At 61.8% G+C, this 20025-nt stretch carries 19 protein-coding genes and 1 pseudogene; 6 read left to right on the top strand and 14 right to left on the bottom strand.

Annotation, left to right across the window (positions count from 1 at the left end; all coding sequences use genetic code 11):
* The first annotated feature begins 80 nt into the window (after positions 1 to 80).
* On the top strand, positions 81 to 1088 hold the full coding sequence (locus tag B3520_RS03120) for a tryptophan--tRNA ligase (RefSeq protein WP_123637039.1): 1008 nt from the start codon (positions 81 to 83) through the stop codon (positions 1086 to 1088).
* A gap of 126 nt (positions 1089 to 1214) precedes the next feature.
* On the opposite strand, the gene ftsX is transcribed toward B3520_RS03120, so the two are convergent.
* From ftsX to ftsY, 3 genes are read right to left on the bottom strand one after another with little or no spacing between them, the layout of a single operon-like run.
* A complete protein-coding gene (ftsX, locus tag B3520_RS03125; protein ID WP_286875392.1) occupies positions 1215 to 2222 on the bottom strand; it encodes a permease-like cell division protein FtsX in 1008 nt (335 codons plus the stop codon).
* Positions 2219 to 2887, bottom strand: coding sequence for a cell division ATP-binding protein FtsE (gene ftsE / locus B3520_RS03130; protein WP_024461579.1), 669 nt, complete (start codon positions 2885 to 2887; stop codon positions 2219 to 2221). The genes ftsX and ftsE overlap by 4 nt, the downstream gene beginning before the upstream one ends.
* Positions 2888 to 2904: 17 nt before the next feature.
* Positions 2905 to 4083, bottom strand: coding sequence for a signal recognition particle-docking protein FtsY (gene ftsY, locus B3520_RS03135; protein WP_286804659.1), 1179 nt, complete (start codon positions 4081 to 4083; stop codon positions 2905 to 2907).
* Positions 4084 to 4162: 79 nt separating this feature from the next.
* On the opposite strand from ftsY, the gene rsmD reads away from it, so the two are divergent.
* The 3 genes from rsmD to B3520_RS03150 all read left to right on the top strand — a co-directional run bounded on the left by rsmD (position 4163) and on the right by B3520_RS03150 (position 6292).
* Entirely contained in the window at positions 4163 to 4777 is a 615-nt protein-coding gene (gene rsmD, locus B3520_RS03140) for a 16S rRNA (guanine(966)-N(2))-methyltransferase RsmD (protein WP_349678195.1), read from the top strand.
* Between the two features lie 82 nt (positions 4778 to 4859).
* Positions 4860 to 5351, top strand: coding sequence for a pantetheine-phosphate adenylyltransferase (coaD, locus tag B3520_RS03145; protein ID WP_024461582.1), 492 nt, complete (start codon positions 4860 to 4862; stop codon positions 5349 to 5351).
* Between the two features lie 2 nt (positions 5352 to 5353).
* Positions 5354 to 6292: a DMT family transporter gene (locus B3520_RS03150; protein WP_286804660.1), complete on the top strand. Its 939-nt coding sequence runs from the start codon at positions 5354 to 5356 to the stop codon at positions 6290 to 6292.
* Here B3520_RS03150 and mutM read toward each other — a convergent pair.
* From mutM to B3520_RS03175, 5 genes are all read right to left on the bottom strand, one after another.
* Entirely contained in the window at positions 6283 to 7095 is an 813-nt protein-coding gene (gene mutM / locus B3520_RS03155) for a bifunctional DNA-formamidopyrimidine glycosylase/DNA-(apurinic or apyrimidinic site) lyase (protein WP_286804661.1), read from the bottom strand. The two genes, B3520_RS03150 and mutM, sit on opposite strands and share 10 nt — an antisense overlap.
* A 175-nt stretch (positions 7096 to 7270) precedes the next feature.
* Positions 7271 to 8560, bottom strand: a complete 1290-nt coding sequence (gene phoR, locus B3520_RS03160) for a phosphate regulon sensor histidine kinase PhoR (RefSeq protein ID WP_286804662.1) — start codon at positions 8558 to 8560, stop codon at positions 7271 to 7273.
* A gap of 61 nt (positions 8561 to 8621) precedes the next feature.
* On the bottom strand, positions 8622 to 9317 hold the full coding sequence (gene phoB, locus B3520_RS03165) for a phosphate regulon transcriptional regulator PhoB (protein ID WP_286875395.1): 696 nt from the start codon (positions 9315 to 9317) through the stop codon (positions 8622 to 8624).
* A gap of 136 nt (positions 9318 to 9453) precedes the next feature.
* Entirely contained in the window at positions 9454 to 10377 is a 924-nt protein-coding gene (gene ubiA / locus B3520_RS03170) for a 4-hydroxybenzoate octaprenyltransferase (protein ID WP_286875397.1), read from the bottom strand.
* Positions 10374 to 10976, bottom strand: coding sequence for a chorismate--pyruvate lyase family protein (locus tag B3520_RS03175; RefSeq protein ID WP_286805958.1), 603 nt, complete (start codon positions 10974 to 10976; stop codon positions 10374 to 10376). The genes ubiA and B3520_RS03175 overlap by 4 nt, the downstream gene beginning before the upstream one ends.
* Before the next feature lie 167 nt (positions 10977 to 11143).
* Here B3520_RS03175 and B3520_RS03180 point away from each other — a divergent pair, with 167 nt between their 5' ends.
* Positions 11144 to 12406, top strand: coding sequence for a dicarboxylate/amino acid:cation symporter (locus B3520_RS03180; RefSeq protein WP_286805960.1), 1263 nt, complete (start codon positions 11144 to 11146; stop codon positions 12404 to 12406).
* A 14-nt stretch (positions 12407 to 12420) separates the two neighbouring features.
* Here B3520_RS03180 and B3520_RS03185 read toward each other — a convergent pair whose 3' ends face one another.
* From B3520_RS03185 to B3520_RS03205, 5 genes are all read right to left on the bottom strand, one after another.
* Positions 12421 to 12834: an acyl-CoA thioesterase gene (locus B3520_RS03185; RefSeq protein ID WP_286805962.1), complete on the bottom strand. Its 414-nt coding sequence runs from the start codon at positions 12832 to 12834 to the stop codon at positions 12421 to 12423.
* Between the two features lie 22 nt (positions 12835 to 12856).
* Positions 12857 to 13633: a fumarylacetoacetate hydrolase family protein gene (locus B3520_RS03190; RefSeq protein WP_286805964.1), complete on the bottom strand. Its 777-nt coding sequence runs from the start codon at positions 13631 to 13633 to the stop codon at positions 12857 to 12859.
* 69 nt (positions 13634 to 13702) lie between these two features.
* A complete protein-coding gene (locus B3520_RS03195; RefSeq protein WP_286805966.1) occupies positions 13703 to 15103 on the bottom strand; it encodes an HDOD domain-containing protein in 1401 nt (466 codons plus the stop codon).
* Positions 15104 to 15332: 229 nt separating this feature from the next.
* Entirely contained in the window at positions 15333 to 17423 is a 2091-nt protein-coding gene (gene recG / locus B3520_RS03200) for an ATP-dependent DNA helicase RecG (protein WP_286875399.1), read from the bottom strand.
* Positions 17424 to 17435: 12 nt separating this feature from the next.
* The gene (locus B3520_RS03205; RefSeq protein WP_024461613.1) at positions 17436 to 18356 is read right to left on the bottom strand and encodes a hydrogen peroxide-inducible genes activator; all 921 of its coding nucleotides are present in this window, start codon (positions 18354 to 18356) and stop codon (positions 17436 to 17438) included.
* 76 nt (positions 18357 to 18432) lie between these two features.
* Between B3520_RS03205 and B3520_RS03210 the strand changes: the two genes are divergently transcribed.
* Positions 18433 to 19290: an SDR family oxidoreductase gene (locus tag B3520_RS03210; protein ID WP_286807513.1), complete on the top strand. Its 858-nt coding sequence runs from the start codon at positions 18433 to 18435 to the stop codon at positions 19288 to 19290.
* Positions 19291 to 19299: 9 nt separating this feature from the next.
* Here the strand turns inward: B3520_RS03210 and B3520_RS03215 are convergent.
* Positions 19300 to 20025: pseudogene (locus B3520_RS03215) on the bottom strand (hypothetical protein); the annotation flags it as partial.

Here is a 20025-nt window from a genome sequence, read left to right on the forward strand (position 1 = left end):
GTCGGGTGCAAAACCGGTGTTTCAGCCTGTATCATAGCGGCCTTTCGTTCCCACCACTGAACAGCGATACGATAACGATCATGAGTAAACAGCGGGTTCTAACCGGTATCACCACCACAGGCACGCCTCATCTGGGCAACTACGTCGGCGCCATTCGCCCGGCCATCCGCTCCAGTGAACGGGACGATGCCCAATCCTTCTATTTTCTGGCGGATTACCACGCGCTGATCAAATGTCAGGACCCGGAGCAGGTGCATCAGTCCACTCGCGAGATCGCGGCCACCTGGCTGGCACTGGGTCTGAACACCGACAAAGCGGTGTTCTATCGCCAGTCGGATATCCCGGAAATTCCCGAACTCTGCTGGTTGCTGACCTGCATGGCCGCCAAAGGCCTGATGAACCGCGCCCACGCCTACAAAGCGGCCGTCGCCGCCAATATGGAAGCGGGGGAGGATCCGGACTTCGGTGTCACCATGGGCCTGTACAGCTATCCGGTGCTGATGGCCGCCGACATCCTGATGTTCAACGCCAATGAAGTGCCGGTAGGCAAGGACCAGATCCAGCACGTGGAAATGGCCCGCGATATCGCCGCGCGCTTCAATCACCATTACGGTGATCACTTCGTGTTGCCTGAAGCCAAAGTGGACGACCATGTGGCGGTGTTGCAGGGCCTGGATGGCCGCAAGATGAGCAAGAGCTACAACAACACCATTCCGTTGTTCCTGCCCGAGAAAAAACTCAAAAAGCACATCAACAAAATCAAAACCAACCTGTTGGAACCCGGCGATCCCAAGGACCCGGATGATTCCACCGTATTCCAGATCTGGCAGGCCTTCGCCACCCCGGAGCAGACCGATGAAATGCGCACCGCATTCGCCGAGGGTATCGCCTGGGGCGAAGCCAAGAAGCAGTTGTTTGAATTGGTGAATGGTCAGTTGGGTGAAGCGCGGGAGCGTTACGAAGCCTTGTTGGCCAACCCGACCCACATCGAAGAGGTGTTGCAGGCCGGCGCCGAAAAAGCCCGCAAAGAAAGCCGTGAGTTTATCGGTAAACTCCGCGAAGCAGTGGGTATTCGTCCCATTCGGTAATTATTACGGCGGATGCGGCCTTCGGCCTTATCCGCCCTACGGCCGAGCGCAGCGGTATAAATCCACGTAGGGCGGATAAGTGCGTAAGCACGCATCCGCCGCCACCACGCTATGACACTGAATACGTCAACGCGGCTCTATCTGGATCAAATGCCGCGCCACCGCCAACCAGGCCCCCACCAACCCGAGCAGGCCGGACAGCAGCACCAATTGCAGGCTCTGGGTCAGGTCCAGCCCCCGAAGGCGAAAGTCACTCTGATACAGATCCGCCAACCGGGCCACGGGCCCGGACAGCCACCACAGGCCCAACGCCAACAACCCCAGCGCCAGAACGCCGCCTCCAAGTCCGTACCAGAAGCCGGTGTAAAGAAAGGGGCGACGCACAAACGCATCGGTGCCGCCCACCAGCTTGACCACCAGAATCTCGTCCCGGCGGTTCTCGATGGCCAGGCGGATGGTATTGCCCACCGCCAGCAGCACCCCCAGGGCCAGCAGCGCCGCCAGCGCGAGCACCACCCGCTGGCCTAGCACCATCATTTCTTGCAGGCGCTTGACCCAGGCCATATCCAGGCGCGCTTCGGCCACGATGGCCTGCCCGGACAGGTGATCGCGCAGCTCGGTGAGCGCCTCGGGGTCATTGGTGGCCGGGCGCACCAGCAGCACATCCGGCAGCGGGTTTTCATCCAGCCCTTCCAGCACCCGGCCGAGGCCGGAGTAGGACTTGAACTCCTCCAGTGCCGCACTGGGCGGCACATGCTCCACCTGGTCCACTCGCGCATCCTCGTTCAGGGAGGTGCGCAGCGCTTCAATCGCCTCGGGACGGGAGTCGCGCACCAGAAACACCGACATCTGCCCGGAGTCCTGCCAGCTGTAGCCCAGATTCTGGACGTTGCTCAACACCAGGTACAGCGCGGCGGGCAGGGCCACGGCGACGGCCACCACCAGCCACGTAAGAAGGCTCTGCAGGGGCGTGCGAAACAGCCGCTGCAGACTCTCCACTGCGGTGGTGCTGTGGTGGGCCTGCCAGGAATCCAGTCGGTCGGTCAGGCGGGTACGACTCTGGCTCGCGCCCTGGCTGCGAGGCTTCGCCGCCGGAGCGGCGGTTTTACGGGCGGTGGGTCGACGGGGGCTCACGGCAGGACTCCATCGTGAGCCACCTGACCGCCGGAGAGGCCGAGCACCCGCTTGTTCATACGCTTGAGCAGGGCCAGGTCGTGGCTGGCGATCATCACCGTCACGCCCACTTCGTTGAACTGTTCGAACAGATTCATGATGTCGGCAGACAGTTCCGGGTCGAGGTTACCGGTCGGCTCATCCGCCAGTAGCAGCGGCGGTTTGTTGACCACGGCCCGGGCAATACCCACCCGCTGCTGTTCACCGCCGGAGAGCATGATCGGATTGTGCCGCTCTTTACTGAGCAGCCCCACCTTGTCCAGCGCCGCGCGCACCCGACGGCCCACTTCCGAGGCCTGATAGCCGGCAATCTGCAGGGGCAGGGCGACGTTATCGAACACCGTGCGGTCGAACAGCAACTGGTGGTTCTGAAAGACCACGCCCACCTTGCGGCGGAAGTAGGGAATATGTCGGCGGGACAGCCGGTTGAGGTTGCGATCGTCGATGAACACCTGCCCCTGGGTGGGCCGTTCCATCAGCATGATCAGCTTCATCAGGGTACTTTTACCCGCCCCGGAGTGACCGGTGAGAAACAGCATCTCCCCCCGGGCCACGTCGAAGCTGACCCGGGAAAGGGCATCCTGGCCGCTGCCGTAGCGTTTGCTGACGTTATCGAACCGAATCACGCGGACACTCTCCTCGGTCAGCCGCGCTGCTCGCCAAACAGGGCATTGACGAACGGCTCGGCGGCGAAGGGTTGCAGATCATCCACCCCCTCGCCGACGCCGATAAAGCGCACCGGCAAATTGAACTCCTTGCTGAGCGCGAAGATCACACCGCCCTTGGCGGTGCCATCAAGTTTGGTCAGCACCAGCCCGGTGACGCCGGCGGACTGAATGAATTCCCGCGCCTGACTGACCGCGTTCTGGCCGGTGCCTGCATCGAGCACCAGGAGCACTTCATGGGGGGCGGTCTCGTCAATTTTGGCCATGACCCGTTTGACCTTGGCCAGCTCGTCCATCAGGTGACTTTTGTTGTGCAGTCGACCGGCGGTATCGGCAATCAGCACGTCGGTACCGCGGGCCTTGGCGGCCTGTAGCGCGTCGAACACCACCGAGGCGCTGTCCGCCCCGGTGTGCTGGGCGATCACCGGCACATTATTGCGTTCACCCCAGACCTGGAGCTGCTCGACGGCGGCCGCCCGGAAGGTATCCCCGGCGGCGAGCATGACTTTTTTGTCCTGGTTTTGCAGATGCTTGGCCAGCTTGCCGATGGTGGTGGTTTTACCCACGCCGTTCACACCCACTACCAGAATCACGTAAGGGGTTCTGGATGAGTCAATCACCAGGGGCGACTCCACCGGCGCCAGCAGTTCGGACAACTGCTCGCGCAGGGCCTTGAAGAGGGACTCGGGGTCATTCAACTGCTTGCGGGCGACCCGGTCGGTCAGGTTGTCGATGATGTCGGTGGTGGCCTCATAGCCCACATCCGCCACCAGCAATTGGGATTCGATTTCTTCCAGCAGCTCATCGTCGATGGTCTTGCTGCCCAGAATTAGATTCCCCAGCCCCTCGGAAAAGTGGCTGCTGGTGCGGCTCAGGCCGGCCTTGATACGGGCGAACAGGCCTTTTTTGGGCTTGGGGTCTTCCGGGGTGTCGCGGGCCGGGTCGGACGCAGCCTCTTGGGGCTCTGCCTCTCCAGACTCTGCGGGCTCTCTATACGCTGAGGGCTCCCCAGACGCTGAGGGCTCTTCAGGCGCTGAAGGCTCTCTATACGCTGAGGGCTCTACCGACTCAGGCGCCTCCGGTGACGATGCCTCGGATGAGGGTTTCTGGCCTTCGGACGCCTCGGGCGTAGGCTTCTTGCGTTTGAAAAACAACATAAGCGAACGGGTCTACCTTTAAGGAACGGGCGGAAAGGCGCTATCCTACCACTTCTACCCGGTTCAGAGAGAGGCCCCATTGACCCGCACCCGAAAAGCGCCCCAGCGAAGCGTGACCCAATCCGCAAAACCCACCCCGGGCAGCCAGCCCCTGCGCATTATTGGCGGTCAGTGGCGGGGCCGCAAACTCACCTTTCCGGCGGTGGACGGGCTGCGCCCGACCGGCGATCGGATTCGCGAAACGCTGTTCAACTGGCTGGCCCCCTTCCTGCCCGGCGCCCACTGTCTGGACCTGTTTGCCGGCTCCGGAGCCCTGGGGTTTGAAGCCCTGTCCCGGGGCGCCGATGAAGCCCTGCTCCTGGAGCGAGACCCCAACGCCGCCGCTCAGTTGCGCGAGAATCTCAAGACGCTGAAAACTACCGCCGGCGAGGTGATTCAGGCCGACAGTCTCGAGTGGCTCACCACCGCGCCGGCCACGCCGTTTGATGTGGTCTTTGTCGACCCGCCGTTTCAACACGACCTCTGGCAGATCAGCATCGACCGCCTGTCCGAGGGCGGCTGGCTGACGCCGGATGCCGCGGTCTATATCGAGTCAGAACCGGACACCCCCATCGTCGTCCCAGAACACTGGCACCTGCATCGGGACAAAATCAGCGGACAGGTGCGCTATCGGCTATATTTCGTAGACCGCTGACCGGCACGCACCGGAAACTGGCGCCCCGGGGGCAAATTCATTACCATCACCGCCTTTGATGACCGCAACCAAGAGACTTCCCATGCGCACAGTGGTTTATCCCGGCACTTTCGACCCGATTACCAATGGCCATATCGACCTGGTGGAAAGGGCCTGCCGACTGTTTGATCGGGTGATTATCGGTGTCGCGGAAAGTCCGCGTAAGCGCCCTCTCTTCAGTCTGAACGAGCGCGTCTCCCTGGCCCGGGACACCCTCAGCCACCTGAGCAACGTCGAGGTGTGCGGTTTCGATTCCCTGCTGGTGGACTTTGTCCACGAAAAAAAGGCCCAGGCCGTGCTGCGCGGTTTACGGGCGGTTTCCGATTTCGAATACGAATTCCAGCTGGCCAATATGAATCGCGCCCTGGAACCCAACATGGAAAGCCTGTTTCTGACGCCCGCCGAACACCTGTCTTTTATCTCTTCATCTATTGTACGGGAGATCGCCAGCCTCAACGGCGACGTCAGCAAGTTTGTTCCCCACCAGGTTGAAACGGCACTGGCCCACAAGTTCGGCCACAAACCCCACCACTGAGCATGATCCGCGACTCGCTTTTCGGTCGCCGCCCCTGGGTCATCGCCACGGCGGTGTTCTGCTGTTTTCTCTGGGGTAGCGCCTATCCCGCGATCAAAACCGGCTACCAGTTGATGGCCATGGCGGCCACCGACACCGCCTCCCAGATGCTGTTTGCCGGCTACCGGTTTCTCGGCTCCGGCGTCATTCTGCTGGTATTGGCGGCCCTGATGGGCAAATCCCTGTGGCGCTTCTCCGCCCGCGAGTGGGGTCAGCTCGCTCTGCTAGGGCTGCTGCAGACCACGCTTCAGTATGTGTTCTTTTATATTGGCCTGGCGAACGCCACCGGCGTCAAGGCGGCGGTCATGAACTCCACCGGCACCTTCTTTACGGTGCTGCTCGCGCATTTTATTTACCGCAACGACAAGCTCAGTACCGGCCGCAGCCTCGGATGCCTGATCGGCTTTGCGGGGGTGGTGCTGATCAACCTGGGGCAGGGCCCCCTGGACTTTGATGTCACCCTGCTGGGCGAGGGTTTTATCGCCATCGCTGCCCTGGTGCTATCGATCTCGCTGATCTACGGCAAGCGCTTGTCCCAACACATCGACCCGATGGTCATGACCGCCCAACAGTTGACCATCGGCGGCGTGGTTCTGATTGGTATTGGGTTGAGCGGCGGTGGAGATATTCCCCGGCTTACTGCCACCAGCGGGGTGTTGTTTTTCTATCTGATGGCACTGTCCGCCGCGGCCTTTGCGCTGTGGAGCTTCCTGCTCAAGCACAACCCCGTGGGGCAGGTGATTCCCTTCCAGTTTCTGATTCCGATCTTCGGCGCGGGCCTCTCGGCGCTGTTTCTCGGGGAAACCATCCTGGCCTGGAAAAACCTGCTGGCATTGATATTGGTGTGCGGGGGGATCTGGTTGGTGACGCGGCCCGCATCACCCGTGAGCGTTCAGCGCTGACAGTCGGTGCAATACACCGTCGTCCGGTTGTTCATCCGGATTTCTTTCAGCGCCTTACCGCACTGCTTGCAGGGCTCGGTGCCTCGGCCATAAACCAGCAACTGCTGTTTGAAGTAGCCCGGCTGGCCATCGCCGCCAACGAAGTCCCTCAACGTAGTGCCACCTTGATCAATGGAGCGTTGCAGCACAAATCGAATTTGCGCAACCAACAGTTCGCTCTGCCGCTTGGTCAGCGTTGAGGCTTTCCGGATGGGCTTGATTCCCGCCATATACAGCGCCTCGTTGGCGTAGATGTTTCCCACCCCCACGACGGTTTTGCTGTCCATCAGAAACTGCTTGATGGGAACCCGGCGCTTGCGGCTGCGCTGGAATAAGTAGTCAGGCGTAAAGTCCTCTCCCAGCGGTTCCGGCCCGAGGCTTGCCAGCAGGCTGTGCCCGTAGGGGTCCGATTCTACCCAGAGCAGACAACCAAACCGGCGCGGGTCACAGTAGCGCAGCACACGGTTGCCAAAGGCGATATCGAAGTGATCGTGAAAGCGCGGCGGCTCGTCAGGTTTTACGATGCGCAGACTGCCGGACATACCCAGGTGAATCAGTGCAGTGCCACTGTCGAACCCCAGCAGCAGGTATTTCCCCCGACGTCCGACCTCGCGCAGTCGCTTGCCCTGTATTGCCGCCGCGAGCGGTTCGGATACGGGCCAGCGCAACTTGGGTTGGCGGACCGCGACCTCGGTAACGGTTCGGCCTTCGATGTGGGGGGCGATGCCCCGGCGGGTGGTTTCGACTTCGGGTAGTTCGGGCATAGTGTCCTGGGTACTGCTTTTTTGAGGGGAGCTTACTATAGCACGCTCGGCGGTAGCGTTAATCGACGGTGGTTTTATGCCACGACATGCGTGACCTGCGGTTGGGTAACGGCGGATGCGGCTGCGCCTTATCCGCCCTACGCGGCCCACGGGTGTGGGGCGCCGCATGGGCGCCTTACTCGGTGGGGGGCTGGCTGAAGATGCAGGTGAAGGTGCTGCCCACGCCCACTTCGCTGCTGATCTGCAGCTCGCCGTCGTGGCGCAGCAGGACGTGTTTGACGATGGCCAGGCCCAGGCCGGTGCCACCGGTGCCGCTGTTGCGGCTCTGTTCCACACGGTAAAAGCGCTGGGTCAGGTGCGGAATGTGTTTGCTATCGAAACCCGGGCCGTTGTCCTGCACGGAGAAAAAGATCTGCCGGTGCGCCTGCCACAAGCGCATGGCAATCTTGCCACCGGCCGGAGTGTATTTCACGGCATTGGTAACCAGGTTGGAGAAGGCACTGTGCAGTTCTTTTTCGTTGCCCATAAGCTGCAAGTCGGGCGACTCGCATTTCAGTGAAATTTCATGCCCCCGTTCGCCACTGAGAGCCGTGGCCTCGGAGCGAATCGCTTGCAGTAACGGTTCCAACTTCACCGGCTTGTGGTTGTAACCCGACTCCGTGGTTTCGAGTTTGGACAAGGTAATCAAGTCGTTGATCAACAGCGACATGCGCTTTGATTGCTGCTGCATCTGATCCAGCGCCCGCCGCCATGGCGGCGTCAGATCGGTACCGCTGTCCGACAGGGTTTCCAGGTAGCCACTGATGACGGTCAGCGGGGTGCGCAGCTCGTGGCTGACGTTGGCCACAAAGTCCTGACGCATCTGTTCCAGCTTATGCAGTTGAGTCACATCACGCACCACGATCAGTCGTTCGTTGCGGCCAAAGCGGGTGATCTGAAACTGCAGACGCTTGGAGGTGAAACGTGGCGAGGGAATTTCCAGCGGCTCGCTGTAGCTGCCCTCTTCGAAGTAATTCACAAACTTGGGGTGGCGAATGAAGTTGATGACCGATTTGCCCTGGTCACTGCTGTGAAAACCGAGCAACCGTTGCGCGGAGGGGTTCCACCAATCCAGACAGCCGCGCCAGTCGAGCACAATCACGCCATCGCGCAGCGCCGCGCTGGTTTCCTGAACACGGTTGATGACCGCCTGCAGGCTGTTTTTCTCCTGCACCTGACGGCGTTGCAGGTGATAGATATTGTCGAACAGGTCGCCCCAAATACCGCTCGATTCCGGTGGCGGCTCGTCATTGTTACGCAGCAACCATTTATTCAACCGGCGGATCTGCCACACCATCCAGGAGACGTACAGTAGACTGCCCGCCAGTAGCGCCCACACCACATGGTCGAACCAGAAGCCGACCAGGGCGCACAGGGAAAGGATTATCAGCAGGCGCCGAACTTCGACGCTGTAACCACGCAGCAAAATAACCGGCCTCTTCAGGGAGCCAATGCACAGGCCCCGCGATTCAACGGATGTTCAGGGATCAACCTGCCTGGGTCGAAAACCGGTAGCCGGTGCCGCGTACGGTCTGCACCAGATTCTCGTGGTCGTCTATGGCCAGAGCCTTGCGCAGGCGCCGGATGTGGACATCCACCGTGCGCTCCTCGACATAGACATTGCCACCCCAGACATGATCGAGCAACTGGCTGCGAGTATAAGCTCTTTCCTGGTGCGTCAGGAAGAACTCCAGCAACCGATACTCGGTCGGGCCAATATCCACCGGCCGGTTGTTGATGGTGACCCGGTGGCTGGCGGGGTCTAGGCACAGGCCCTGAACCCGGATGGGATTGCCGTTGACCTGAGGGTCGGCCCGGCGCAATACCGCTTTGAGGCGCGCCACCAACTCCCGGGGAGAGAAGGGCTTGGTGATGTAGTCGTCGGCACCGACCTCCAGCCCCTGGATCTTGTTATCTTCCTCACCCTTGGCGGTGAGCATGATGATCGGAACTTCCGCGGTCACTTCCTCACGCTTGAGCCGGCGGGCCAGCTCAACGCCACTGGTGCCGGGCATCATCCAGTCCAGCAGCACCAGGTCGGGCCGCTCGTCGACGATCAGCTCCAGCGCCTCCTGGGCATTGCTGGCTTCAAGACACTCGTAATCCGCCATCTCCAGGGCCACCCGGAGCATGTCGCGAATTGCGGCTTCGTCGTCAACTATGAGAATCCTGCGCCCTGCCATAATACCTGCCTGTCATCAGTGAACGATCGGGACGGCGGCATAACGCCGGCGCCCCGAGGTTGGAAATCAACCTTCGCGCCAGCGTATTTAATAAACTCAGTGTTACACAATTATGACAAAGCGGAAATGAATAAGGTTATTGTGACACCATGAAGTCAATCACGATGCCCGCAAAAATGACAAAGCCCACCCAATTGTTGTTCAGAAAGGCTCGAAAACAGGGGTCCCGTTCCCGAAAGCGGATCAGGTACTGATGGTAGCCAAAGAGCCCGGCCGCCGCGACCAGCCCCAGATAATAGGGAACACCCAGCTCAAAGCGCCCGCCCACCATCACCAGCGCGTACAGGGTCAGCCCCTGCAGCACCGCCACCATGGCCCGGTCCAGATCGCCAAACAGGACCGCCGTGGACTTTATGCCCACCTTGAGGTCATCGTCCCGATCCACCATGGCATAGAGGGTGTCATACACCACCGTCCAGAGCAGCACGGCGGTGTACAGCAGCCAGACATCCGTGCCCAGACTGCCGCGCTGGGCGGCAAACGCCATCGGAATCGCCCAGGCAAACGCGGCCCCGAGCACCACCTGGGGCAAGTGGGTGTAGCGCTTCATGAAGGGGTAGCAAAAGGCCAGGGCGACCCCGCCCAGGGAGAGCTTCACGGTGAACGCGTCGGTGAACAGCACCAGGACAAAGGCCAGCAGACAGAGCCCCACAAACAGACTGAGCGCTTCCCGCTCCGAGACTTCGCCAGTGGCCATAGGGCGGGCTTTGGTCCGTTTGACATGGCCATCGAAATGCCGATCGGCATAATCGTTGATCACGCAACCAGCCGAGCGCATGACAAACACCCCCAGCACAAAGATGACCAGCAGATCCCAGTCCGGCAGGCCGCCGGCCGCCAGCCAGAGCGCCCAGAGGGTAGGCCAGAGCAACAGAAAACTGCCGATGGGACGGTTCAACCGGGTCAGGCGCAGATAGGCGGACAGCCTCCCGCGCCAATCGATTCGGGACGAACTCGAGCCACCACGACGGCGGGGGCTTTGAGCTGACGGTCGTTTCATAGACTTACACGCTCCAAAAAGGCGGGCAAAAACACTTCACTGACCAGCAGCGGGCGCCCCTCCAGGCGAAAGACGGACCGCCTTCCCCATAGGGTCTCACCCCGCTGCAATGACGGCGGCACATAGCGCTGGCCGGGCTTCAACCGGCTGATTTCCATCGGCTCGCGCTCCAGGTCGGGCTGGCGAAACAGAAAGCCCCCCAGGGGCCGAGTGTTCAAATGACGCAACTGGCGCAACCGCCCCTTGAGGCTGCTCAGGGGCAGGAGGCTGCGGGCAAATACCCAGGGTTCGCCCTTGCCCATCAGGATCACTTCCCGCACCAACACCCAGCGGCCGGGGCCAACCCCCAGACAGCGGCGCTCGGATACATCCGGCCGGGCCAACCCCTGACGCAACACGCGGACCCGGAACTCCCCCTGACTGAACGCCATCAGCTTGGCCGTCAGAGAGCCCCGATCCAACAGCCAGGGCCTGAGGGCCACCGGCCAGCAGCCCTGTCGACCCTGGCGGGCCGGCTGCCAGCGCGGCGCCTGCAGGCCCGGCGCAAATCCTCCGGCCGCCGGGCGACTGGCCGGTAATACTGGAATGTCCTGTGTCAAAAATGCCTCCCACTGGCATGGCGTTCGCCGTAGCTGGCCGGCGCTGCATAAGCTCACATCGGCGGCTATTCTAACAGCTTCCCTCAGCCCTGCAGGCGGCGGGCGACTTTACCCGGCCGGCCGGGATTGCTTTAATGGCCGATTCTTTATACCGATAAGAGTCCGCTATGACCCTGACCAAACGCATTCTGCTCGCCATGATTCTCGGTGTCGGCACGGGGGTGCTGATTCACCTGATCGCACCCTCCGAGGATCATTTTCTGCGCGCCTGGCTGGCCCGGGGTCTGTTCGATGGCGTCGGCCAAGTGTTTATCGCCTCCCTGACCCTGTTGGTGGTTCCGCTGGTATTCGTCTCTCTGGTGTGCGGTAGCGCCGCGCTGGGAGGGCACAGCCGCATGGGAGCCCTAGCGATCAAGACCATTGGCCTCTACCTGGCCACCACGGCGGTGGCCATTACCCTCGCCCTGGGCATTGGGCAACTGGTGAAACCGGGGGAAGGCATTGACATGCCCGGTGAAGTCGAGGAGTTTGAAGTCGCCGACAAGCCGTCCCTGAAAGACACCCTGGTAGGCATCTTCCCCAGTAACCCGGTGGAGGCCATGGCCGAGGGCAACATGCTGCAGATCATCGTCTTTGCCCTGCTGCTCGGCATCGCCATCTCCCGCAGTGAGCACAAAGCCTCCCACTACATGCAGGAATTTTTCGGGCACCTGAACACGGTGGTCCTGAAGCTGGTGATGATTCTGATGCACCTGGCGCCCTACGGTGTCTTCTGTCTGCTCGCCAAACTGTTTGCCGATCTGGGCTGGAGCGCCATCGCCGACCTGGCCCTGTACTTTTTTACCCTGCTGTTTGTGTTGCTCTTACAGGGGCTGGGGGTTTACAGCCTGTTGCTCAAACTGCTCACGGGGCTGAGTCCGGCGATTTTTCTGCGCAAGATGCGCTCGGTGATGGTGTTCGGTTTCAGTACCGCCTCCAGCAATGCGACCATACCCGTTACCCTGCGTACGGTGGAACAGGATCTTGGGGTGGACAACCGGGTGGCCTCATTTTCGGTGCCGCTGGGTGCCACCATCAATATGGATGGCACCGCCATCATGCAGGGCGTCGCCACGGCATTTATCGCCCAGGTGTACGGTATCGATATCGGCCTGATGGGTTACCTGATGGTGGTGCTGACCGCGACCCTGGCGTCGATCGGGACCGCCGGGGTGCCCGGCGTCGGGATGATCACCCTGGCGATGGTGTTGCAGCAGGCCGGCCTGCCGGTGGAGGGCGTCGCGCTGATCATCGGGGTGGACCGGCTGCTGGATATGGTGCGTACCGCGGTCAATGTGACCGGTGATGCGATGGTGTCGACGGTGGTGGCGAACAGCGAAAAGCTGCTCGACCGGAAGCAGTTCGAGCACCCGATCTCCAACGAGGACTGACGCTCACGACTCAATCAGGAGGCAAACCACGCCCGAACGGAGTCGGGCAGGGGTCGGGATTTGCCATCGGCACCGACCCAGACCACCTTGGAGTGGGCTTCGGCGCAGGGCTGTTCGAGGTTGTCGGTGGTATAGAGCCGGTAAGAGGCCACAAAACTGGAGCGGCCCGGCTCCGCCGCGTAGCAGTCGATACGGACGGTCGCCGGGTAAACCACCGGGCGCAGAAAGGTACATCCGACGGTCACCACCACCGGGTAGCTGTCCGCCGCCAGCGTGATGCCAGCTCGGGACAACCATTGGAAACGGGCCTCTTCGCAATAGCGCAGATACAGCGTGTTATTGACGTGCCCAAAGGCATCCATATCCCCCCAGCGCAGGGGAATATCACAGGAAAAGTTGGGTTTTTCGGGTAACTTGTCGGCTTTCATCCGGCGTATCTCCGTCCCTGAATCACGCTTCAATGCGTGCCTTGAATGACACGCTGATTTCCCCCAGCTCACCGAACTGGACCCGCACCGGCTCTTCCATCGGCGCCTCGAGCACACCGGCATAGGAGCCGGTAATGATGATCTCACCGGCTTTCATGCCCTGCCCTCGGCTGCGCAGGAATTCCACCAGCCAATACAGCGGCGCCCGAGGCTGGGTATTGGGATGGCGCCCCTGGTGGTGCTCGGGACCCGCGCTGCGGGTGTGCAGTGTGATGGGCAGCTCGCTCGCTTCCAGCGCCAACTCCGGGTCCACTTCCGGGCCGATGAACAGTCCCTGATTCAGCAGGCCGTCAGCCAGCATCTCGGGAAACGCCGCCTCGGCCGGATCAGCGTAGCGGCTGTGAATCAACTCGAGGACCAGGTGGGTGTGGGCAATGGCCTGATCCACTTCGCTATCGCTGTAGGGGTAATCTCTGGGCGGCAGGCCCCGACCCAGCACAAAAGCCAACTCCGGCTCAATCCGCGCAAAACCCTCCGGCGCCCACACGGAAACCGGGGACCCCCGGTGAATGTCCTCAGCATGAATCGGTGCCACCACCAGGCGGCCCGGCGGTGGCTCGAGGCATTTCCAGCCACCGATCTCCGCCCCCAGATCCCGGGTGACCTCGGCCTGAATGGCGAGGGCAGACTCAAGATCCTCGGGGCGACAATCCTTGGGCAGGCGTTCCGCCTGAACACCACTGCGACGTCGTTCTGCCAGAATACGGGCCGCCTTGGCGATCCCTGACGGGTTCAACATAGCGTCTTCTCTCGACTGAAGGAGCCACCTTGGTGGTTGGCCCCGCGCTAACGATGGTGGCGACGGCGGTTAGCGGGGGCTGAGCTGTAAAGCAATGTGGTCCAGATCGTCCAGGGCCTCCATCACGTTAGTGACGGTCGCCTGAGCCTTGTCCGGATCGAGGTGCAGATCGGCAAACACCGAGGCCGGGATTTCCAGCTTCGGCCCCAGACCCACGCCCTGCTGAAGCAATAACCGTTCGGCGACATAAATCAATTTGGCGTACTGGTGGTGCTCGCCCTGGTAGCGGGGATTGTTCTGGTGACGCAAGGCAACAACCACCTCGTCCGGCATGGACCAGAGCGACATCAGGGTGCTGGCGAGCTGCTCGCGAGTCACGCCCAACAGGTGTCGTTCGATCGGCTGGTGCGTACTGTGCGGATTGGCTTCGGTCATCCGGCAGTACTGACTGAAGTAGGGGGGAAACAGCTCTGCGAGAATCAGGAAGCCGAAGTTATGCAGCAGACCGGACAGGTAAGCCATGCCGAACGTGGGTCGCTGCTCTCGGGGAATCGCGGTCACCAACCCTTCAATGGTGGCCGCCATGTACACCGACTTTTGCCAGTAACCCAGATACCCCTCCGGGCCGTCTTTGGGCATGCTCAGGCTTCGTCCCAGGGCAAGTCCCAGTGCCAGGTTGAGCACCATATCAAAGCCCAGTACCCGGACGATGGCGTCGTGAATGGATTTGATTTTGCCGGGGGCGGAATAGTAGGGCGAAGCCGCCCAGCTCACCACCTGAGCGGCCAGACTCGGGTCGGTTTCCACCACCTGGGCCAGGTCGCTGATGTCGGCGTTGGGGTCCACCCGCAGGTTGATGATCCGCTGCGCCGTTTCGGACAGCGGCGGCAACTCCAGGGTTTCCTCCAGGCGCTGCCGAGTACGCAGCTGCGTAAAGTTACGCACCGCTCCGAGAATCTGTTCCTCATCCCGCTCCGCACTGATATCCACTTCCAGTGGGTCCAGAGGCGTGGCGATATCACAGATGATGGCGTCTTCAAGAACCTGCTGAAAATCATCCCGGTTGATGTGCAACAACTGGGTATCGTCACCGGAGTCGAGCAGCAGGCTTTCCCGGCTCAGCAACTGTTTGTCCACCAGCGTTGGAAGACCGGCCAGCTTGGGCAGCGCGGGCACCGACTGCAGGCTGTAGGTATCACAGAACTGACGCACCGCACCCTGATTGGTCGCCCGAAGCTCCCGATCCATCTGCCGATTGACGGCGTTCAGATCGAGCAGCGTGTCGGCGGAAATCACTGCGAGGATGCGACCTTTTTCATCTTCCAGAAGAACCGCTTTGGCGGCCCCGACATTGCGCAGATGCTGATCGTGCCACAGCGGTTGATTGTTGGCATCCACCGGGGCGGTGGCCAGGTCATAGTGAATATTTTGGCTGTTCAGCAACGATTCGACGCTGGTGGGTAGCGGCACGTTTGACTCCTTTTTGTTCAACAGACGCCCGTTCTTGATCTGGCTTCGGCCAGTGTCGCCGAAAATTACGACTCCAATGTGACGTTCAGTGTGTAAGAAGCCGGGCGCTTGATCAAGCGTTTTATGCACAGGTTCTGTTTATTGAAGCCCGCCAGGCGCGGGCTGTATCTGTTCTTCAGTTTAGTCGATGTCCGCCGGACCGATGTCGACTGGTGCACAGTTTGGCGTCTTATACCTGAAAATATCGTCGGTTATCCCCCAGCCAACGTTCCATGATGGCATTGCACAGCGCCGGGTGCCGACCGAGCAGCTGTTGGGCGCCCGCCTGGACGCGGGGTAACAGATCGGCATCGCGCTGCAGATCCGCGATCCGGAACTGCATCTCCCCGGTCTGCCGGGTGCCCAGCACCTCACCGGGGCCGCGCAATTCCAGATCCCGCTCGGCAATCACAAAACCATCGCTGGAATCGCGCATCACCGCCAGGCGCTCCCGACTCTGGCGCGAGAGCGGCGAGCCGTACAATAAAACGCAGTGACTGGCCTCGGAGCCGCGCCCCACCCGGCCGCGCAACTGGTGCAACTGAGCCAGGCCGAGTCGCTCGGGATTTTCGATGATCATCAAACTGGCGTTGGGCACATCCACGCCCACCTCGATCACCGTGGTGGCCACCAGCAGATCCAGCTCCGCCGCCTTGAACGCCGCCATCACCGCCTCTTTTTCCTTGGCCTTGAGCCGACCGTGCACCAGCCCTACCCGCAGGTGCGGCAGGGCAGCCGCCAGGTTCTCCGCCGTGGCCTCCGCCGCCTGGGCGGCCAGGGTTTCGGATTCCTCAATCAGCGTACAGACCCAGTAGGCCTGACGGCCCTGCTCACAGGCACGGCTGACCCGCTCAATCACTTCCGGACGGCGTTGCTCGCTGATCACCACCGTGGTCACCGGCGTGCGGCCCGGGGGCAACTCATCAATCACCGAGGTATCCAGATCGGCGTAGGCGCTCATCGCCAGGGTCCGGGGGATGGGTGTGGCGGTCATGATCAACTGATGGGGACGCAGCCCGGTGCGACTGCCTTTCTGACGCAACTCGAGGCGCTGGTGCACCCCGAAGCGATGCTGCTCGTCGATAATCACCAGCCCCAGATTGGCAAATTCGACCTCCTCCTGAAACAACGCATGGGTGCCCACCACAACCCTCGCCTCGCCGCTTGCCAGGCGGGCCAATTGCTCCCGGCGCCGGGCGGCGGTCAGCCGTCCGGTCAGCCAGCCCAGCTCAATCCCCAAAGGCTCAAGCCAGCCGCCAAAGTTGTTGCGGTGCTGCTCGGCCAGGATTTCCGTCGGCGCCATGATCGCCGCCTGATAGCCACTGGCCACGGCGGTCAGCGCCGCCAGAGCCGCCACCAGGGTTTTGCCCGAACCGACGTCCCCCTGAACCAGGCGCAACATGGGGATGGGTTTGACCAGATCTTCGGCAATCTCCCGGCTGACCCGCTGCTGCGCCCCCGTCAGTTGAAAGGGCAGCTGGCTGAGAAACTGTTTGTGCAGCGCCGGATCCGGGGCCAGCGAGGGCGCACCCTCCGCCTGGGTCTGCTGACGCAGTACCAACAGGCTCAGGTGATGGGCCAGGAGCTCTTCAAACGCCAGACGCTGCTGATAGGGATGGGTACCGTCCATCAGCCGCGCCACATCCGCCTGCCGGGGCGGCGCGTGCAGGTAGCGCAGGGCATCCGCCAGGGGCACCTGATCCAGCTCACGACGCAGATCGTCGGGCAGGAGCTCGGTCAGCGGGTGTCGATCGAGAAAGGTCAGGGCCTGGCTGGCCAGAGCGCGGATGCGCTGCTGGGTGAGCCCCTCGGTGGCGGGATAAACCGGGGTCAGCCGGTCATCCAGGGCCACGGCCTCGGCGCCGTCGAGAAATTCATACTCCGGGTGATAGAACTCCAGACCCGAGGCGCCCCGACGGCTCTCGCCAAAACAGCGCAGACGGGTACCCGGAGTCAGGCGCTGCTTCTGGGCGCCGGAGAAGTGATAAAACCGCAGGGTGGTGGTGCCCGAGCCGTCCTGCAGTCGGCAGACCAGGCTGCGGCGGCGTCCGTAGACCACATCCACCGCCCGAATCTCACCCTCAATCACGGCATTGACGTTGGGCTGCAGGGCCCCGATGGGGGTCACCCGGGTGCGGTCCAGGTAGCGCAGCGGCAGATGAAACAGCAGATCCTGAAGGGTGTTGATCCCCAGCTTGCCGAGCTTTTCCGCCAACTTGCCACCGACGCCTTTCAGGGCGGTGACGGATACTTGATCCAGGTTGGCCGGGTCCTTGGTCACGCAGCGCTCCGGTTATTTGGCGTCGGCGAGCCGGCACATATTGATGGCTTTGCGCAGTGCCTCAATGGCCTTGTAGCGAGGGAAGCTGGCCCGCCAGGCCAAGGCCACGGTGCGACTCGGTGCCGGCTGGGTAAAGGGACGCGTCACCAACATGTTGTTGGAGTAGTTGGCCGTGACCGCCGCAGACATCGGCAGAATGGTGATCCCCAGCCCGGAGGCCACCATATGGCGCAGGGTTTCCAGAGAGCTGCCCTCGGCGGCGGTGCGGATGCGGCTGTGGGGGTCGTCCATGGACGACTGCAGGTTCGGGCAGGTGGCCAGCACCTGATCCCGGAAGCAGTGTCCCTCGCCGAGCAGGAGGACATTTTCGGCGTCCAGCTCGTCGGGGTGGATCGCCTCCTTTTCGGCCAGCGGATGATCGTGGGGCATCAACACGACAAAGGGCTCGTCGAACAGCGGCTGGGTCACCACGTCCGCCTCGGTAAAGGGCAGGGCCACAATGATCACGTCCAGCTCGCCTTTGCGCAATTTCTGGCGCAGCGTCGCGGTGTAACCCTCTTCCACGTACAGCGGCATTTTGCTGGCAATCTTCTGCAGTTCAGGGATAAAGTGCGGCAACAGGTAGGGACCGATGGTAAATATGGCCCCCACATGCAGGGGGCTGCTCAGTTGGTCCTTGCCGGCGTTGGCGATATCCTTGATGGCGGCGGTCTGCTCCAGCACCAGATTGGCCTGGGCGACGATCTTCTCCCCCAGAGGTGTGGCCTGGACCCGGGACTTGGACCGCTCGAACAGGGCAACCCCCAGTTCTTCCTCCAGTTTCTTGACCGCGATGCTGAGGGTCGGCTGACTGACAAAACAGCGCTCGGCCGCGCGACCGAAATGCTGTTCCTGAGCGAGGGTTACGATATAGCGCAGTTCTGTTAAGGTCATGCTGATCCCGTAGTAGCTCTGACGCCCGGCGGAACCGCCCGGCACTCCGATAATCTGACCACAAGTTTGCCCTGTTATGATCGAAGACGCAAAGGTAAATAGCCAGAAACTATTGATTGTCGGTTGCGGCGATCTGGGCCGTCGCCTGGCGGAGCGCATGGCGCCCCTGGGGTACCGGGTCACCGGTCTGCGCCGCCAGCCGCCCGCCGACACCGAGAGCCTCCATTACCGGGCGGTGGATACCGCCGATGCGGTCGCACTTGAGCAGGTTCTGGCCGAGGGCTTTGACGTGATTGTGGTGACCATGACCCCCTCGGAGCGCGGCGATGAAGGCTACCGCCGGGCCTATGTGCAAACCTGCGAGCATCTGATGGCCGGGCTGAACGCCACCGGAGCCGAGCCCCGACTGATTCTGTATGTGTCCAGCACCGGTGTCTATGGCCAGAGCGACGGTGAGTGGGTGGATGAGCAAAGCCCAACCCAGCCAAGCCGCGCCAGCGGCGAGCGTCTGCTGGAAGCGGAACAGATTATTGCCCGGAGCGGTTTCGAGCACTGCGTTGTGCGCTTCAGCGGTATTTACGGCCCCGGCCGGGACCGCATGCAGACGCTGGTGCGCCAGGGCCGAGCCACCCTGAGCGGCCGCTACACCAACCGCATCCACGCCGATGATTGCGCCGGGGTGATGGCGCACCTGATTGAACGCCATCGCCAGGGACGCCCCATAGAATCACTGTATCTGGCGAGCGACGACGAGCCCGCCCCCATGGCGGAGGTGGTCAACTGGCTGGCCATGCAGATGAAAGTGGATCAGGCGCGCTTTGCTCCGGATGACGGCGGCCTCGGCAAGCGCTGCAACAATCGTAAGCTCAGAGCCAGCGGCTACGAATTCCGGTATCCAAGCTACCGCGAAGGATATGAGGCGTTGCTCAGGTAGGCCACTGGATTACAGGAAAAATAGCCCGGTTACCGTGCCATACATGATAAACGCCGCCAGGGGAATGTATCCGGCGAGCGTCGCGAGCTCCACTCCCTGTGGCAGCGCGGGTCGCCACAGATTGATCAGCAGATAAGCCGGCAAATAGTAGCGCGGGTCCACCATCGGGTGCGCCACCACGGCCAGAGGCGCAATGAGCAACAACCAGTAGCAGCGCCGATCCGGGTAGGGCATGACCGCCAGCGTCAGCGCCATCCAGGCCATGGGCACAAAAAGCAGCCCACGCAGCCACAGATACTCCTCCAGCAGATGCAGCCAGCCGTTGTGCACAAAGAAGGTGTAGTGGGTACGGTTATAACCGTGATCGTTCGAATAGAAGCTCATATAAAGCGCGAACGCCACCAGCAGCAGCCCCCATACCCAGGGGCGCCGCAACAGGCGGACAATGCGGGGCAGCTGCTGAAGGCACAAGGGCAGAAACAGCAACCAGGCACAGAACAGAAAGCCATAGAGGTTGCTGAGGTTGAAGCGCATCATTGGGTGGCTGCCACTGTCCCCGATCGCCACACCACCGTTGATCAGCACAAAACCGATGAACGCTGCAAACAGCGCCAGAAAAACCGCCCCCCGCAGCACCGCATCCCGAAGCACGGCACGCCAAGCAAAAGGACGACTCAGCGTCAGGTGTTCCGTGGCCATATACAGGTAGGCTAGCCCCAGCCAGATGATGGCATC

Source organism: Marinimicrobium sp. UBA4509, assembly GCF_002388575.1.
Lineage (GTDB): Bacteria > Pseudomonadota > Gammaproteobacteria > Pseudomonadales > Cellvibrionaceae > Marinimicrobium > Marinimicrobium koreense.